Here is a 17,383-nt window from a genome sequence, read left to right as displayed (position 1 = left end):
ATTGATTTTTTATGACACTTATTTTAAGAGGACACCATTTGTTGTGTCTTAAGGGTTTTCAGGGCTATGGATATAGCGAAGAATTTACAAAAAATATGATCTCTGTTAATGATAAAAGGAAATTAAAGGAAACTACCGTTAAACTAACAAATTCATCGGATGATATCTGTAAATCATGTCCAAATCTAAAGAATAACATATGTGAAAATGAAGATCAAAACGAAAGAATCATAAGTATGGACAATGAAGTATTGAATCACCTGGAAAAACGAGAATATAATTCAGTTGAATTATTTGAAAAAATTGATACAATTTTCAATACAAAAGAAAGTATATCAAAAGTTTGTTCCAAATGTGTGTGGCATGAAGAATGTTTGTTTTATCAAAAACTTGAGTAATAATATTATTATGAAAATAGAAAAAATATTGAAAACCTATAAAACATTTATTTTATCAAAAAGTAACAAATAACCGATAACTATAAATAGTACATAATAAATATATATTAAATGTTGTATGTGTTACAACATGTATAGTCCCGTAGGGTAGTGGTAATCCTTCTAGGCTTTGGACCCGGAGACGGCGGTTCGACTCCGCTCGGGACTATTACTTTTATAAACTTTTTTTACTTGATATTTTATGGAAAAACTATTACTTATTGGAATTGATACAAGAGCAATGATTAATAGTGCACTCCAGCTTGATTTTGAATTATTTTCTACTAGTTATTTTTCAACTTCAGATACCCAAACCATCAAAAACCAGAAAATCATCTTAAACGAGAAAAATGGTGAAAGCTGCGGTGAATTCGAAGATCAATTCAACAATATAGATATTTTAGAATTTTCAAAAGAATATCTCGATGAAGTTGACTACATCATTCCAATTTCCGGTGTGTCACCTAGTGATTTTTCCAAGGAACATAAAAGAAAAATTTTAGGGACAACAGAAGTTGGAGACATTGAAAACAAATTCAAATTCTTCAAAAAAATTAAAAATGAATTTTTAACTCCTATGACTTTTAGGTTGTCTGATATAGATGAAGCATTTGAAATTAGTAAAAGTCATCCAGACAATCAATTTATTTTAAAACCCATTCAAGGAAGTGGTGGATATAATATAAATCTTTTAGATAATGCAAAAGATTTGCAATTTGATGATAGTGAATTCATCTTGCAAGAATATGTTACAGGAATTAATGTAAGTTCATCAATTTTATCAACTGGAAGTGAAGCAAAGACAATAACCAACTCAAGATTATTAACTGAAGACGATTTTGGAAAAAGTAACAGTTTCATATATGTCGGTAACATCCTACCCTTAACAAATGAATCAATAATGGCAGATGTTAATGACATGACCAATATCAATAATGAAATGAATGAAACTTCAGAGAAATTGGCTAATAAATTCAATTTAATTGGTTCAAATGGTGTTGACTATATCCTTAATGAAAATGGATTATATATCATTGAACTTAATGCAAGACTTCAAGGGACATTTGAATGTGTTGAAAGAACTCTTGGAATAAATATGCTTGATGCACACATCAAATCCTGCCAGGGTGAAATCATTGATGTTCCTGAACCAAAATGTTATTCGTATAAAAAAATTGTCTATTCACCAACAAGAATGAAATATGAAAAAATAGATTTGGACAATATCTATGACTTGCCACATATCGGATCAATAACTGAAAAATCAGAACCATTGCTTACAATCATCGACAGTGATGAAGATTTCAAAAAATTATATGAAAAAGTAGAATTATCTAGTAAAAAAGTTAATAGCAAAGCTAAATTATGCCAACTAGATATAGAATAAATAATATAACTCCAATTGTTATCATAAAAGTAGTTATAATCATTGCACGAGTAATCCAGATAAATACTTTTGCCTTATTGTCTGGGTCTTTCATAAATTGGTCAATTGGATTTCTTTTCATATTTACACCATTTTCTAGAAAAAAATATTTCTTACAGTAACTAACTTAAAATAACTTATTTTAAAAATAAACAATAATTTGAACTTTAATTAAAAAAATAATAAAAAATAGAAGAAAATGAAAAGAATAAGAAAAATTATTCTGCATTTTCTGCGGCAGCCGCTTCAGCAGCAGCTTTTTCATTTTTCTCAATAGTAGATCTAATCATTTTCAATCTTACGAAGTTTTCCCTTTCCATTTCTTGGAGTCTCATATCAATATACTTTTCAGTATTTTGGAATCTAGGAATCATAATGTGTTCTAAAGCATTTACTCTACGTTTAGTAGCTTCGATTTCTTCAGCAAGTAAGAAAATAGTTTTTTCTACTTCACCAAGTTCGATTAAATACTTTAATGATTCCTCGAATTTTTTAGCAGCTTCGTCTAATTGGATAGTAGTGTCAGCAAAACCATAACCTCTGTCAATAATGGATCTTTCTTCCATTTTAACATCAGTTACAGGTACAGCAACACCCATAACACTTCTTGATGAAATTTCTACATCAATAGATTCTTTAACGGATAATGCTGCTTTTCTAACAGCTAAGTCACCCATAGCAATTTGAGCTTCAAGTAAAGCATCATTTGCTTCTTTAAGACTTTTTTCTGCATTTTCACGAATACCTTTGACACGATCCAAGATATCAAAAAACTCTTTAATTAAAGCATCTCTTTTTTCTTTGAGTAAACCGTGCCCTTTAACAGCAAGTTTAGTCCTGTTTTTAAGAGATAACAATTCCATACGAGTTGGATTAATTCCATCTATAATATCTTGTGCCATTTAATCACCTACATTAAATGTAATGAGATTATTCATCTTTAGGAAGGTATTGTTCAATAAATTCTTCTTTAACCCTTTTGAGCTCAGCTTTAGGTAAGATTTTGAGTAAGTTCCAACCGAGATCTAATGATTCGAAGATGGATCTATCTTCATCTTTACTTTGGGTAATGAATTGGTCTTCAAATGCTTGAGCAAATTCTAAGAATTTTTGATCTCTTTCAGTAAGTGCTTCTTCCCCTACAACTGCTACTAAGTCTCTTAATTCACGACCTTCTGCATATGCAGAATAGAGTTGGTCAGATACACCACTGTGGTCATCCCTAGTTTTGTCTCCACCAATACCACCACTCATCAAACGAGAAAGTGAAGGAAGTACGTCTACAGGAGGGTAAATACCTTTCCTTGAGAGTTCCCTACTTAATACAATTTGTCCTTCGGTAATATAACCGGTTAAATCAGGAATTGGGTGTGTAATATCGTCTTGAGGCATAACTAAGATAGGCATTTGAGTAATGGAACCTTCTTTACCGTCAATACGTCCTGCTCTTTCATAGATACCTGCGAGGTCAGTGTACATGTAACCAGGGTAACCTCTTCTTCCAGGTACTTCTTCTCTTGCTGCGGAAATTTCCCTTAAAGCTTCACAGTAGTTGGTCATATCAGTTAAGATAACTAATACTTGCATACCTAAGGTGAATGCGTAGTATTCAGCAGTAGTTAAAGCCATTTTTGGAGTTAAGATTCTTTCAATAGCAGGGTCGTCTGCTAAGTTCATGAATACGGTTAATTTTTCTAATGCTCCAGTACGTTCGAAGTCTCTCATGAAGAAGTTTGCTTCTTCGTTGGTAATACCCATAGCTGCGAAAATTACTGCGAATTCATCGTCAGCACCTAATACTTTAGCTTGTCTAGCGATTTGAACAGCTAAATCGTTGTGAGGTAAACCAGATCCTGAGAAAATAGGGAGTTTTTGTCCCCTTACTAATGTGTTCATTGCGTCAATGGTAGAGATACCAGTTTGAATAAATTCTTCAGGGAATTCACGAGAAGCAGGGTTCATAGGAGCCCCATTAATATCTAATTCTTCATCTGGAATAATTTCTGGTCCACCGTCAATAGGTTTACCGATACCGTTAAAGATACGACCCATCATGTCTCTGGATACACCGATTTTTGCGGTTTGACCAGTGAATCTGGTTTTGGTATCTTTAGTGTTTAAGTCAGTGGTTCCTTCGAATACTTGGATAACAGCAATGTCTTTAGTTACTTCAAGAACTTGTCCACTTCTTTTTTCACCAGTAGGTGTTTCAATATCTACGATTTCGTTGTAACCAACGCCTTCTACTCCTTCAACAACCATTAAAGGACCTGAGACTTCGGATACAGTAGTATATTCTCTAGTTTTAATATTTGTATTCATGTTTAAGCCTCACTGCATTGTTTTACAACTGCAGCTTGAATATCTGCAATTTTTGCATCAAATTCATCTTGTGGGATGTATTTCATTTTACCGATTTCTTCTTTAACAGGTAAGGAAGCAATTGTTGAAATTGGAGCTCCTCTGTTAACAGCTGCAAGAGATTCTTTGTAGAATAAGAGAATGGTTTTTAACATTTGGTATTGTTTAGTAGGAGCACAGTAGGTGTCCACTTCGTCAAATGCGTTTTGTTGTAAGAAGTCTTCTCTTAACATACGGGTAGTTTCTAAAGTAGCTTGGTCAGTTTCAGGTAAAGCATCAGGACCAACTAATTGTACAATTTCTTGTAACTCAGATTCTTTTTGTAATAAGCTCATAGCTTGGTCACGAGTTGCTCTCCAGTCTGCAGCTACGTTTTCAGCCCACCAACCTTCAATACTGTCTACGTATAAAGAATAACTTTGTAACCAGTCAATTGAAGGGAAGTGACGTTTATCTGCGAGAGATGCGTCTAATGCCCAGAACACTTTACAGATACGTAAGGTGTTTTGAGTAACAGGTTCGGATAAGTCCCCACCAGGAGGGGATACTGCACCAACTACGGAAATAGATGCTACATGAGGTTCTGAACCGATAGTTTCTACTCTTCCTGCTCTTTCGTAGAATTGAGCTAATCTGGATGCTAAGTATGCAGGGTAACCTTCTTCCCCAGGCATTTCTTCTAATCTTCCAGAAATCTCCCTCATAGCTTCAGCCCATCTTGAGGTTGAATCAGCCATAAGTGCTACATCGTAACCTTGGTCACGGTAGTATTCAGCAATAGTAATACCAGTATATACACATGCTTCACGAGCTGCTACCGGCATGTTTGAAGTGTTTGCGATAAGAACAGTTCTGTCCATTAATGGGTTACCAGTTTTAGGGTCTTCGAGGTATGGGAATTCGGTAAGTACTTCAGTCATTTCGTTACCACGTTCTCCACATCCGATGTATACAACGATATCTGCATCTGCCCATTTAGCTAATTGTTGTTGGGTAACAGTTTTACCAGATCCGAAAGGACCAGGGATAGCTGCTGCTCCTCCTTTAGCTACGGAGAAGAAAGTATCTTGTGCTCTTTGACCAGTTACTAAAGGTACATCTGGATCTAATTTCCTTACATAAGGACGGCTTTTTTTAACAGGCCATTTTTGGAGCATTTGTACTTTTTGACCGCCAACTTCAGCAATATCTTCTAAAATGGTGTATTCTCCTTCAGCTGCAATTTCAGTAACTTCACCTTCAAGTGCAGGAGGAACCATAATTTTGTGTAATACTGCAGAGGTTTCTTGTACTTCACCAAGTACATCTCCAGCTTTTAAAACATCTCCAACTTTAGCAACAGGTTTGAATTCCCATTTTTTCTCTTTGTTAATGGAATCTACATCAATACCTCTAGCAATGAAATCACCAGAAGCTTCTCTGATGATTCTTAAAGGTCTTTGGATACCATCGAAAATGGAACTCATTACACCAGGACCGAGTTCTACGGATAATGCTCCACCAGTACATTCAACTACTTCACCAGGTTGGATACCTGCTGTTTCTTCATATACTTGGATAGTTGCGGTGTCACCTTCAAGCTCAATGATTTCTCCAATAAGCTTTTCGTTACCGACCCTAACCATCTCAAGCATCTGAGCCCCTCTCATACCATCTGCGACAATAACAGGCCCAGCAATCTTAATAATATTTCCTTCAATAATCATTTAACCATCTCTACCCCGATAACTCTTCTAATAAGGTCATTTATTTGATCAGATGATCCTTCAGAGGACCCATCTTTATCAGGTATTTCAATTATCATTGGTAAAACACTTGAACCAATTTTTCTATTAATATGTTCTCTTATTTCATTTGCCATTAATTGAGTAATGATAATAATTGAAATTTCGTCTTCTAAAAATTTATCAAAAGCTGCAATAGCTTCTTCAGCAGTTTTAACAACAACTGCTTGTTTGACACCACCAAGTCTAAAACCAGAAACGGTGTCAATATCACCAATAACTGCTACTGAACTCATATTAACATCTCCATGATTTTAGCATTAGGGAAGTCTGCTTCTCTTTTTGCTCTTGCAATAATTTTTAAATTTTTAATTTCGTTTTCTTTTTGACTTAAATAACCAATAATTGGACCAATACCTAATGGTTTTTTAGATGCTAAAGATTTTGAATATTCAGAAGCGTAAACATCTAATGCTTTTTCGAATACTGCAACTGATCCAGTTTCGTTGTAAACTGGCATTACATCAGTTAATGCACTAGAGTATTTGGTACCTTCTAATCCAGATACTACATTTGTAACATCAGGAGATTCCATTAAATCTTTAAGTTTCCATTCACGTAATTGGTATCCTTCATCTAATATATAAGGAGAGATTGCATCATAATCAAGGCCATCTTCTTTAGCCCTTATAATTAGTTTAAGATTAGCTACATCCACTTGAGTTCCTACATATGCGTATAATATTTGTTTATTTTCATCGGAAGGAACATCAGTAGAACGTAATAATTTGCCCAAGTAATATTTATCTAAAGCAGATTCTAATGGAAGAATCATTTTAGTATCTTCATATTGTGGAAGAGCATCTTCTAAAACTGCAGCATATTCAGTGTTATCTAAACTTGTAATAACATCAGTTACGTTTTCAGCATCAGCTAAAGATTCTAAGTCACTGTATAATGCACCGCAAGGAATTAATAATTCTTTGGTTTCATCAGCGTCATAGCCAACTTCTTTTGCAGTTAAAAGGCTTTTGATATTATCAATATCTGCTTTTTTAGACATTACTGCGAAAGGAGCTTTGATATCTTTAGGAACTAATCTTGCAACAAGGTCATAAGTATTAGCACGTTCAACGTCTAATGCTTTGTCAAGTGGATATTCATCTAAAACATCAGCATATTCAGGAACACCTTTGAGGTAATTTTCAACTTCTTCAACATTGTTGGTTTCAACAATTTCAGAAATTTGTTTTTCGTCAAATAATCTTCCTTTTCTAGCTCTTACTCTTGCACTTGGATTAAGATAAGGATAAATGTCCAAAATTGGTCTAGATGTAATGATTACTACTACTGCACCAACAACAAGTAATGAGATTACACAGAATACTAAGAATGTTTCTTGTGTAAGTCCTGCAGAACTTATTAAAGTAGCAATTTGATCTGCCATAATTTATCCTCCTAATTTATTTAAATAATACATTAGCAACTTCACTACGTAAGATACTTTTAAATCTTTCTAATCTTGCTTCAATAGTGTTATTTACTTCAATATCTCCATTACTGGTTTTTAAGATTGCTCCACCAATAGCATTGATAGGTTCTCCTAATTCGAATTTGATTCCTTCAACTTCAAAAGTATTACCTGGAGATATTTCACTTTTAAATTGATTTGTGTCAGCTTCATTTAATTGAATAATTAAATCGTCAGTACCAATTTCATCAGCAGCTTCTTTAATCATTTTAATTAATGAATCTTCGTAATCTGCACTTCTGGAAGAAGCTTTTTCTTTTAATTCGCCAACAGCTTGACTGAAAGCAGCTTCAATTACTTCCTCTTTTGCGCCTAATTTTGCTCTACGAGCATTCATCTTAGCTTCAGAGATAATTTGCTGATATCTCATATCAGATTGTTTTTTACCATTTTCTAAGATTCTTGTTTTTTCAACTTCAGCAGTTTTATCAGCTTTTGCTTGAATAGCTGAAACTTCTGCAGTAACCTCTTGAATGATTACATCAGCTTTCTCTTGGGCTTCAGACATAATGCTTGAAACAATTTTATCTGTGCCTGACATATAAAATGCCTCCTTAACCTAAGATTCCACCGAATACCATAAGTAAAATAGCAATCAAGAAACCGTAAATAGCTTGTGTCTCTGGTAATGCTGAGAAAATAATACCACGAGCAAACATATCATTGTCTTCTACGATAGCACCTACAGAGGATGCTGCTGCCATACCTTGTCCCATACCGGAACCTAAACCAGCGAAACCGATGGATGCACCTACACCGATAGCTACGATACCTGCTTCGGTAGGTAAACCTTGTCCTCCACCTAATAATCCTGAGAATACTAATAATAAGATTGCAACCAAGAACCCGTAAATAGCCTGAGTTTCTGGTAATGCAGAGAAAATAATACCTCTTGCAAACATGTCATTGTCTTCTGCTACTGCTCCTACAGAACCAGCAGCTGCCATACCTTGCCCTAAACCGGAACCTAAACCGGCAAATCCAATTGCTACTCCAGCACCAATAGCTGCTAAAGCAGTACCTAAAGCAATTTCTACCATATTTAATTCACCTTTGAAATAATATTGATTTTATAATTTTAATTTAAATATAAATGAAAAATTTTTAATTTATTTAAGTTTTGTAAATGTTCTATTTGCTTTGAAAGCTTCGAATTTTCCTTTACCACTCATGAAGAATTGTGAGAAGAACTCTACATAGTTAAGACGTAAAGCGTTAATAAATGCACCTAATACTTGGAAAGCGAAGTTTGCAATGTGTCCACCAATGAACACTACAATAGCAAGTACAATACCTGCATATGGAATCATGTTGTTTAACATTTGTGCTAAGATGTTTACTGTCATAGCAATACCACCAGTAGCTAAACATAATGCTAAAAGACGTGCGTAGGATAAAATATCTCCCATGTAACCGAAAATATCCATTACACCGTATGCACCATTAGCCCATACTAACATTCCAATAGTTGCAATAATTAAAATTCCTCCTAAAGCCATACCAGCCATACCAACTGCAGGCATCATGTAACCTAAAGCGAAGAGAATAATACCAGCTTCGAAAACAAACCAACAGATTTGAGATCCGATAGCCTCTTTTACATTACCGTATCTTAAGTTGTCAATAGCACCAATAATGAAACCGATGTTGGTGTAAATAAGACCAACTGCGATAGCTATTAATAAAATAGTATCTGGGTGTTTGAATGCTTCAACTGGAGCAAATACGGTTGGTAAACGGAATCCAGCAATTCTTTCTGGGAAGTCCCCAATGAAACCGTTAGTTATCAAACCTAGTATTACAGCCCATAGACCGGACCAAACTAAAATCCAACCGAAGGATTTCATAGATTCTTTAACTTTACCGATTCCTTTAATCATTACTACACCAATTGCGGATACAACTAATCCATAAACTGCATCGGTTAAACAGAAACCGAAGAAGAATGGGAATGTGATTGCAACAAATATTGTTGGATCAATCTCGTTGTAACGTACTGGAGAGTACATGTCTACGAGGAATTCGAAAGGTTTTGCATACCATCCATTTTGTTGTAAAATAGGAACATCTTCATCATCAGTACCTTCAATTTCAATAGTTTCAAAGGCACAATGTCCCTCAGAACTTTTTTCAACTAATTGTTCAACTTCTTCAGTATCTTTTACAGGTACCCATGCTTCAAGAATGTAAGCATCTTTAGTTTGAACAAAGGATGAAAGAATTTCGTTCTTATCTTTTTCATTTTCTAATTGTTCTTTGAGAGCTAAGATTTCATCGTCCCATTGTTCAGCGACTGCTCTTAATTCATTTTTAACAGCAGCACGTTCTGATTCAATGGTTAATAAACGAGAATCAGCACTTGAAATAACATGTTGAGGAGTACCTTCAACATCGCCTACTTCAATTTTCTCAAAGTCGAATTTACGAAGTGTTGAATAAACATCATCACTAAATTCTTTTAATGTCACTACAATGACGATTAAACCATCATCGCCAGTCATAGGAACAGTAAATATTTCTAATTCATCAGTCAAGTTACTTAATTCATTTTTGATTTCTGAAGTAGATTCAGCATTAATCCTTCCAACAGTAGTAGAAGTGTACTTTGAATCTTTTAAAAGCGCCAAATCACTGTCAAAATTAATTAAACGATTAGCCAAACTTTTATTAGACTTTAGTTCACTTGTTTCTGAGTCGAGTGCAGCAAGTTTGCCTTCAATAACGCTAGTTTTACTTTCCACCTTAGCTAAAGTTTCTTCAGCTTTTTCAATGAAAGCAGGAGTATCTAATCTCTCTACTTCTTTTTGAACTGGCATATCAGGACTAATAAAAGACATCAATGTGTCTTTTAACCCATGGCCTTCTGATATAGAATTTCCTAATAGTTCAGATATACCGTTTGTTTTCATAAGAAGTGAAGATAACTTACCAGTATAATGTGTAGCTTTTGAAGGAGTTACTAATTCTGCTAATTCAGGATCTTGCTGAACGCTTTCAGAAATATCACTGACTTGTATGAGACCGGATTCGTGGAGAGCATCCACTGTAGGTGCTACATACTTATCAAGTGTAACAATTCTAATTTTACGCATTCTAGCTGTCTTGAACATATAAACTCACACTACAATATATTTTTGACAATAATAGAAGCAGCTTCATCAACATTTCCCATTGCTTTGTCTTTTAAAGATTTGACATCAATTTGGGACTGTTCTGAGATAGATTGTGCTTCTTTTTTAGCTTTATCTTCTGCATCAAAAACAGTTTTTTGAGCTTCCTCTTCTGCTGCAATTTTAACTTCAGAGACGGACTCTTCAGCTTTTAAGTTAGCTTCAGCAATCATATCTTTTGATTGCGCTTGTGAATCCGCAATAAGTTGTTCAGCATCTGATTCTGCTTTTTTTATCATTGCGATTGCGTCTGATATCTCTGCCATAATTAATCACCATGGTGAACTTATTTTTGTTGTGCAATATATATATCTTTTACTATATAATATTTAAAAAAATAATTAAAATTGAAAATAAAAGAAAAAAAGTATTCAAAAGGATAAAATCCCATATAAAAAACTAATAAAAAAAAAGAATAAAAGATAATAAATTATCTATAAAACCATCTTAACATCTTAGGAGGTAATTTCTGCAAATATGCAAGAATAGCGATTGCAATAATAATGATACCAACTACAGCAAGCTCTAAGTTGTATGGAAACTCAAGTAACATATATCCTGCAACTGCAATGACAATACCTTCAAAGAAGAATACTGCTTTTGTCCAGCTTGGGTTGAACATAATAATCATATAAGCAATAGCAATCATTATTAATATAATTGCAGTAGCAATGACATCAGTAGTAATCGGTTGATGTCTTAAGAATGGAAGAACTGCCCATATTATTAACAATAGAGCCACTAATACTCCTAATAGTTTAAACATTTTAATATTTGCCATAATAACACTATTTTTAATTTTAGTTTCATAATATTTATATCATTTCATATAAACTAATATACATGGAACGTGCAGTTTGGATAATTTTAAACAGTAACTTTTCACTTACATTAGATAGTGAAATCAAGGATGAAAAAGTAGTTGATAAAAAGTTCTCACCTGGAAATGATCTCTGGACATCAGAACTTCCAAGATTAGGCTTTAGCGATGCAAATATTCAAAAAGATTACGATGATTTTATTTCAGACATTATTTCATTATTCAGCGAACCTGGTGCCGATAAAGTGTTCATTGATGCAAAAATTGGTGAAGAATCAGAATATGTGAATGCTAAAAATCCACTGGTTATAAGAAAAATAGAAGAATATAGTGTAGATGAGATTATAGAATAGCAGTAGCTTTCTTTAATATTTCATCCATATTACTAAATTCCAAAGGATTACCCTCATCATCTAACTTCTCAGTAGTAATTAATACATTTGGAGAAGCCCATAGATATGAATAGGTAAAATAAGCAACATTAATTATTAAAACGGGTCCAATATACCCTAAGGCAACAATTAAACATATTACATGAATTAAAATATTACCATATCTTTTTCTACGCATTAAAATAAAATTACTTTCTGTTTGAGTAATCTTAAATTTTTTTAAAGATAAATCTTCAGAGATTTTGGTCATCTCCTCTGAATTATCTGCAGGCAAAATAAATAACTTCATTTTTAATCTTTGTATACTACAAATTCATCTAATTCTTTTCTTGGAGTTTCACGAGGTTCCGCATTAGGATAACCGAGAGGTGTGAACAATACAGCTTCTTCAGTTTCATCCAATTCCAAGAATTGATGTGCATAGTTTTTCTTGAATGCACCAATATAACAGGTTCCAAGTCCTACATCAGTAGCTGCAAGAATCATGTGATCCATTACAATGGTTGCATCAATATCTGCGATGTTTTTAGAATCCCATGGTCTTACCCAAGCTTCATTTCTTAAAGCTACAACAGCTAAGACATATGGTGCTTCAACAAACCATGATGCTTTGTAGATTTTGGATAATTCCTCTTTATATTTTTTAGCATCAATTACATAAACCTTGAACGGTTGTTTGTTGACTCCAGTTGGAGCAATGGTTGCTGCTTTTAAGACATATTCAAGTTTTTCTTGTTCTACTTCTTTGTCTAAATATCCTCTTACACTGTATCTTTCGTTAATTACGTCTATAAATTCCATGTTATCTACCTTTTTTGTTGATATATTACATCATCAAGATCGCAAAATCTTCTAAATTCGTCTTCATCCATTTGTTCTTCATGAATATGTGCAATGATTCCCGGAATCCTGCCTATTATAAATACTCCTAATCCTAAGTCTGGAGTAAAACCTAAATCAGATAAAATAGCTGCATTTGCACCATCCACGTTTAAGCGAATTTGCTTTTTCTGATATATTAAGTCTTCAAGAGCCAATGCCAATTTAATGTGAGGTCCAATGAAACCTTCTTTAATTGCAAGTTCCATCAGTTTATCAGCTCTTGGATCGACATTATGATACCTATGACCAAATCCAGGCACCTTTTTGTCTTTAAGGATATAATCTTGATAAATTTCAATAGCTAAACTAGCAATCTGCTTATTGTCGATTTCAGAATCATCAGTTATATACAATGAATTGATTTTTGACTGGTATAATTCCATTGTTTTCTCAATAGCCCCTGCATGTTTATGCCCAAAAGACAATAATGCCCCTGCTATTGCAGAATTCATTGGAGAACCTGAAGAAGCAACAATACGTGCTGCCTGAGTACTTGGCGGAGTTACACCATGGTCACAAAATGAAACAAGAACATGGTTAAAGATTTTTGACTCACCAACAGTTGGTAACCTCCCTTTTAGAAGTAAAAATACCATATCAGCATATCTGATTTTTTCAATTAAATCTCTTTGATTATAACCTCTTGTAACGATTTTATCTGTTTCGACACGTGAAATCGCTGTTTTTAAAGAATGCCTATCAATTTTAAAATTATTTTCTTGCATTTTACGCTACCTATTTTATCAATTAATTAAATTAAGTTAAAAATAATATATAAAGATTTACAATTTTAATGTTGCAACTCTTGGTTCAACAAAGCAGGATGGTCTGATTGACACTATCCTAACACCACTTGCCCTTTGATTTCCAATATTCAAGTAAGTGCCTAAAACTGTAGTTTTTCCACCAAAACCCATAGGACCAATACCAGTTTCATTCAATCTTTGAGTTATCTGCATTTCTGTTTCACTTTGATTGTCAAGATTTCCATATGCAATGGATTTTAAAAGAAGAGATGTCGCTTCAAAGTGTGTTCTACCTATACCTATTGATGGAATTGATGGTGTACATCCCAACATTTTTAAAGATTCCTCAAGCCATTCACATGCAGTGTTGATTACATTATCAAAAGATCTTTTATGATATACTCTTAAAGTCTTGGCTCTGATTTCAGGGCCTCCCCCTTCAAGTAAAAAATGAATATTAAGTGTATCAGGTTCAATATTCCGTTTATATGTTGACTCATCATTGGCATTGTCAATCAATATTGATGCAGGACGAAGCATTCCAGGTTTTTCAAATAGTCCTTCACTTTGCTCAATTCTCTGGATTTCATCACCAATTACTGCCATTGGTCTTGCCGGAAGATTGTTTAACCCCAATTCTATTCCATTATGGATTTGATTTAACAGAGTTCCTGAAATTTCCCTATCTTCCCCCATCTCAATTATAACATGAGGAATTCCAGTATCATCACATAATGGAAATTTAATATTCTGAGCGACTTTATAGTTTTCTAAAATCTGTTCCAATGCCCATTTGGCATTTTCATTATCTTCTGTTTGAATAGATTTTTTTAATGCATTGAATTTGTCTTGAGAAAGAGTTGTTGATGCATCTATGATTGTTTTTGAAATACTATCTAAAATATCCATGTAATCACTCTGGAGTGGATAAATCATCAGATTTTGCAGGAGATACAATTGCATCAGGACAGTATTCATCAATTATCCTTTTTACAAGTGAAACCTGTTTTATACGTGCTATTGCCTCTTTTTCTGTTGTATCCCAATTATGATTTGCTGCAACTGATCCACCAGTTTTTAAATAGACTGGAGATGCAACTTTAATGAATTTAGGAACTTCATAATGTCTTATGAATCCACCGGTTGACTTTGGATTTTCAGTATGCAAATCAATTGCAATATCGCATGCATCCCTAATAGCTGCAAGCATTGGAATTTGCAAATCCCTTACAGGATTAAGTGAATTGAGTCCCTGTGATTCAAGTAATTTTGCAGATGCTGGATTAGAATGACCTGCATGAGCTGACAATTTAAAATGAACATTACCTGGGATTTCACCATCTTCTCTCATTTGATTTAATACCCAAAGCAATCCTTCATCATATAATAATATTCCACGAACTCCGAGTCTGCAAGCCCTTTTTACATCTTCAATTGCATAAACAAGATTATCATAACCTCTAAGACGATATCCAATTCTGCTTCCTTCTTTTGTATGGACTGTTGCAGAAGTATCATATGTTGCTCTTGGACCTACCGCCAAAAACAATTCACATCCATAGTCAATAGCCAAATCAGCCATTCTTTTGATTTCACCATCAGTCAACATCATTATTCCTTTGGTTTGAGTTACCCTGTGAATAAAAATATCCTGTTTGATTGATTCTTTTAGTAAAGCTTCCATTGTTTTTGGAGATTGTATCCCTGGAACTTCAAAACGGTACTGTCCACCATCACCAAACCTTTTATCTGATTTGAAACCATCTGAAACTTCATTAATACCTATTTTCTTAAGGAATTTTTTTGTATCATCCATAATATCTACTCATTTAATTTGCGAACAACATACTTCATTGTATAATCTTCAAGAGAATCAATGACTGTTAAGTTTTTAATGTTATAATGAGGATTTAAACCTTTAAATTTGTCTATTAACTCTCTTAACTGAATAGGATTTTCAAAATCTCCTTTTGGAAGGAATGTGATATTCTGAAATATTCCATTTCTGAAAACATCATCTAATTTAATAATAACATTTGAAGGTCTTTTAGCAGGGTACAGTTCATTTAATTTATCGTCTGATAATACAATCATTCCATTCACTATATTTTTAATGGCATTCACATCATCAACTGTTGAATAATTCTCCAAAAGACCAAATTCGATTAGTTGGTTAATTTTGTCAACACTAGCTTCACCAACAACAAGTGAAATAGCAACTGCATAAGGAAGGCTCTGTTTTAATTCTTCCAAGTTTTTAGGATGGAAATTATTATGTTCTGCTGCTACTTTATATGTCTTAACAGCCACATTTTGAATATGATTATATTCATCCCCAATACTTGCTTTAAGTTTTAATGCAGTATCGATTGAAGAGTGTAAGTGTCTACAGAATGGATATTTTTTAAAGTAAATATCTCGAACTCTTACCTTTCCAATGTTTTTTAGTGCATTTTCAAAAGAGAACTCACCCATATCATAATCAGTATTGTCAAGAACCATTGTTTTTAGGAATCCTTCATCACCTTCAAAGATAGTTCCACTACCAGTAAAACCGTTTCTTGCAAGGAATGCAGATAAAATACCATTATATGCTGCTTTTCCAACATGCAAAACTTTACCCATGGATCCACTGTGGTCAGATTCCAAGAGACCTGCTGCCTGAGTTCCACATAAACCTAACGCATTCAATGTTTGATTTTCATCAAGTTTTAACAATTTAGAAGCGACTACACCTGCAATGAATGTTCCAATTGTTCCAGTTGTATGGAATCCCTTGTTTCTATGATCTGGATTTACAAGTTGTCCAAGTAATATTCCAACTTCATAACCTACAATAACTCCTTCCAGAAATTCTTTACCTGTCAAGTCATAAGCTTCTGAGATTGCAAGAGCTGTTGGGAATATTACAGCACCCAAGTGAAGCTGAGCACCTCTGTGACCATCGTCCAATTCCAAAACATGTGCTGCGATACCGTTAACGAATGCAGCGCTTAAAATGTCTGTTTTTATATTTTGGCCAATTATTGATGCAGTTAGTTTTGAGTCAAATTTTGCTTGAAATATTTCTCCAACAGTATTTAAAGCAATATTTGGTGCTTCTTCACCCATTCCTCTATATGTTACTCCAAAAAAATCTAAAAAAGCAGCTTTTACAGTAGTTAGTGATTCCACAGTTGCTTGTTCATAGCGATAGTTTGATATAAATTTAGAAATATTTTGTAAAAACATAAAACACCTATCATAAATATATGTAAAAAGTAGTATTAAAATAGGTCAGTTATGATTTTTACATGAAAAAACAGCTCACCATTTTGGCAATCCATGATCAACAAGAACACATAATAGTAATATATTTATGTTGTCTTTAATATAAAATCTAAATAATGGGGGTAATCTCATGGCAAATTATTGTTCAAATTGTGGTTCTAAATTAGAAGAAGGTTCTGATTTTTGCACTAATTGTGGTACTCCAATTAAACACGGAAATAAACAAAAATCTAATCATCCTTCAGATTCAGTTTTAGATAATAATAGTAATTTAAATAATAAATTAGGTGGTATGGATATGGGAAATATGATAAAATGTATTGTTCCTATAGTAATTATTGTTATGCAAATAGTCACGAAATTATCTACTACTTTTCTCTCACTACGAATAATAATTTTATTTTCTTCAGTAATTAAAGTTTTGGAAATTCGTTCAAATCGTAGAATTTTAACATATATTCAGATATAAAATAAAAATATTGGTGAATGTATAGAATTAAAAATGTTGTCTTGAACAGTTATTGTTTATCAGAGTTGGTGTATGATGCTGGTCAAAACACAAATAAGAAATGTTAATGTCACCAGATATAGTAAGTGATAACGTGATAATAAATGTCGGCGGAA

20 protein-coding genes and 1 tRNA gene are annotated in these 17,383 nt (G+C 33.5%); 5 read left to right on the top strand and 16 right to left on the bottom strand.

The genetic code is table 11. The features are described 5' to 3' along the window. Positions 1 to 38: 38 nt before the first annotated feature. The 3 genes from MR875_01815 to MR875_01805 all read left to right on the top strand — a co-directional run bounded on the left by MR875_01815 (position 39) and on the right by MR875_01805 (position 1,824). Positions 39 to 398 (top strand): DUF1284 domain-containing protein, encoded by a 360-nt coding sequence (locus tag MR875_01815; protein ID MCI6993590.1) that lies wholly within the window; start codon positions 39 to 41, stop codon positions 396 to 398. Positions 399 to 534: 136 nt separating this feature from the next. After that, a tRNA-Gln gene (locus MR875_01810) sits at positions 535 to 606 on the top strand. Between the two features lie 33 nt (positions 607 to 639). Then, positions 640 to 1,824: an ATP-grasp domain-containing protein gene (locus MR875_01805; protein MCI6993589.1), complete on the top strand. Its 1,185-nt coding sequence runs from the start codon at positions 640 to 642 to the stop codon at positions 1,822 to 1,824. Positions 1,825 to 2,081: 257 nt separating this feature from the next. Here the strand turns inward: MR875_01805 and MR875_01800 are convergent, their stop codons facing one another. The 10 genes from MR875_01800 to MR875_01755 all read right to left on the bottom strand — a co-directional run bounded on the left by MR875_01800 (position 2,082) and on the right by MR875_01755 (position 11,430). Continuing rightward, positions 2,082 to 2,765 (bottom strand): V-type ATP synthase subunit D, encoded by a 684-nt coding sequence (locus MR875_01800; protein ID MCI6993588.1) that lies wholly within the window; start codon positions 2,763 to 2,765, stop codon positions 2,082 to 2,084. 28 nt (positions 2,766 to 2,793) lie between these two features. Further along, positions 2,794 to 4,185 carry a V-type ATP synthase subunit B gene (locus tag MR875_01795; protein ID MCI6993587.1) on the bottom strand — a complete coding sequence of 464 codons (1,392 nt, stop codon included), beginning with the start codon at positions 4,183 to 4,185 and terminating at the stop codon, positions 2,794 to 2,796. Positions 4,186 to 4,187: 2 nt separating this feature from the next. Next, on the bottom strand, positions 4,188 to 5,930 hold the full coding sequence (locus MR875_01790) for an ATP synthase subunit A (protein MCI6993586.1): 1,743 nt from the start codon (positions 5,928 to 5,930) through the stop codon (positions 4,188 to 4,190). Further along, complete coding sequence (locus tag MR875_01785) at positions 5,927 to 6,244, bottom strand: V-type ATP synthase subunit F (GenBank protein ID MCI6993585.1); 318 nt, start codon at positions 6,242 to 6,244, stop codon at positions 5,927 to 5,929. The genes MR875_01790 and MR875_01785 overlap by 4 nt, the downstream gene beginning before the upstream one ends. Then, positions 6,241 to 7,395 (bottom strand): V-type ATP synthase subunit C, encoded by a 1,155-nt coding sequence (locus tag MR875_01780; GenBank protein ID MCI6993584.1) that lies wholly within the window; start codon positions 7,393 to 7,395, stop codon positions 6,241 to 6,243. The genes MR875_01785 and MR875_01780 overlap by 4 nt, the downstream gene beginning before the upstream one ends. A gap of 16 nt (positions 7,396 to 7,411) precedes the next feature. Beyond that, positions 7,412 to 8,020: a V-type proton ATPase subunit E gene (locus MR875_01775; protein MCI6993583.1), complete on the bottom strand. Its 609-nt coding sequence runs from the start codon at positions 8,018 to 8,020 to the stop codon at positions 7,412 to 7,414. A 13-nt stretch (positions 8,021 to 8,033) separates the two neighbouring features. Continuing rightward, entirely contained in the window at positions 8,034 to 8,519 is a 486-nt protein-coding gene (locus MR875_01770) for a V-type ATP synthase subunit K (GenBank protein ID MCI6993582.1), read from the bottom strand. 69 nt (positions 8,520 to 8,588) lie between these two features. Further along, positions 8,589 to 10,589 carry a V-type ATP synthase subunit I gene (locus tag MR875_01765; GenBank protein ID MCI6993581.1) on the bottom strand — a complete coding sequence of 667 codons (2,001 nt, stop codon included), beginning with the start codon at positions 10,587 to 10,589 and terminating at the stop codon, positions 8,589 to 8,591. 11 nt (positions 10,590 to 10,600) lie between these two features. Further along, on the bottom strand, positions 10,601 to 10,915 hold the full coding sequence (locus tag MR875_01760) for a V-type ATP synthase subunit H (protein ID MCI6993580.1): 315 nt from the start codon (positions 10,913 to 10,915) through the stop codon (positions 10,601 to 10,603). A gap of 164 nt (positions 10,916 to 11,079) precedes the next feature. Continuing rightward, positions 11,080 to 11,430, bottom strand: a complete 351-nt coding sequence (locus MR875_01755) for a hypothetical protein (protein ID MCI6993579.1) — start codon at positions 11,428 to 11,430, stop codon at positions 11,080 to 11,082. A gap of 62 nt (positions 11,431 to 11,492) precedes the next feature. Between MR875_01755 and MR875_01750 the strand changes: the two genes are divergently transcribed. Beyond that, positions 11,493 to 11,822: a hypothetical protein gene (locus MR875_01750; protein ID MCI6993578.1), complete on the top strand. Its 330-nt coding sequence runs from the start codon at positions 11,493 to 11,495 to the stop codon at positions 11,820 to 11,822. Here the strand turns inward: MR875_01750 and MR875_01745 are convergent. Genes MR875_01745 through MR875_01720 form a run of 6 tightly spaced genes read right to left on the bottom strand, consistent with a single transcriptional unit; the run spans position 11,812 to position 16,720 of the window. Beyond that, complete coding sequence (locus MR875_01745) at positions 11,812 to 12,150, bottom strand: hypothetical protein (GenBank protein ID MCI6993577.1); 339 nt, start codon at positions 12,148 to 12,150, stop codon at positions 11,812 to 11,814. The two genes, MR875_01750 and MR875_01745, sit on opposite strands and share 11 nt — an antisense overlap. 2 nt (positions 12,151 to 12,152) lie before the next feature. Then, positions 12,153 to 12,662, bottom strand: coding sequence for a nitroreductase family protein (locus MR875_01740; protein MCI6993576.1), 510 nt, complete (start codon positions 12,660 to 12,662; stop codon positions 12,153 to 12,155). Between the two features lie 5 nt (positions 12,663 to 12,667). Then, positions 12,668 to 13,468 (bottom strand): citryl-CoA lyase, encoded by an 801-nt coding sequence (locus MR875_01735; GenBank protein ID MCI6993575.1) that lies wholly within the window; start codon positions 13,466 to 13,468, stop codon positions 12,668 to 12,670. Positions 13,469 to 13,525: 57 nt separating this feature from the next. Next, the gene (locus MR875_01730; protein MCI6993574.1) at positions 13,526 to 14,398 is read right to left on the bottom strand and encodes a fumarate hydratase; all 873 of its coding nucleotides are present in this window, start codon (positions 14,396 to 14,398) and stop codon (positions 13,526 to 13,528) included. Between the two features lie 4 nt (positions 14,399 to 14,402). Beyond that, the gene (locus MR875_01725) at positions 14,403 to 15,305 is read right to left on the bottom strand and encodes a U32 family peptidase (protein MCI6993573.1); all 903 of its coding nucleotides are present in this window, start codon (positions 15,303 to 15,305) and stop codon (positions 14,403 to 14,405) included. 5 nt (positions 15,306 to 15,310) lie between these two features. Further along, positions 15,311 to 16,720: an MmgE/PrpD family protein gene (locus tag MR875_01720; GenBank protein MCI6993572.1), complete on the bottom strand. Its 1,410-nt coding sequence runs from the start codon at positions 16,718 to 16,720 to the stop codon at positions 15,311 to 15,313. 169 nt (positions 16,721 to 16,889) lie between these two features. On the opposite strand from MR875_01720, the gene MR875_01715 reads away from it, so the two are divergent. Beyond that, on the top strand, positions 16,890 to 17,228 hold the full coding sequence (locus MR875_01715; GenBank protein ID MCI6993571.1) for a zinc-ribbon domain-containing protein: 339 nt from the start codon (positions 16,890 to 16,892) through the stop codon (positions 17,226 to 17,228). Positions 17,229 to 17,383: the final 155 nt, after the last annotated feature.

The organism is Methanobrevibacter sp., assembly GCA_022775905.1.
Classification (GTDB): domain Archaea; phylum Methanobacteriota; class Methanobacteria; order Methanobacteriales; family Methanobacteriaceae; genus Methanocatella.
The sequence above is the reverse complement of the archived record's forward strand: the minus strand, read 5'-3'. Positions and strand labels throughout refer to the sequence as shown.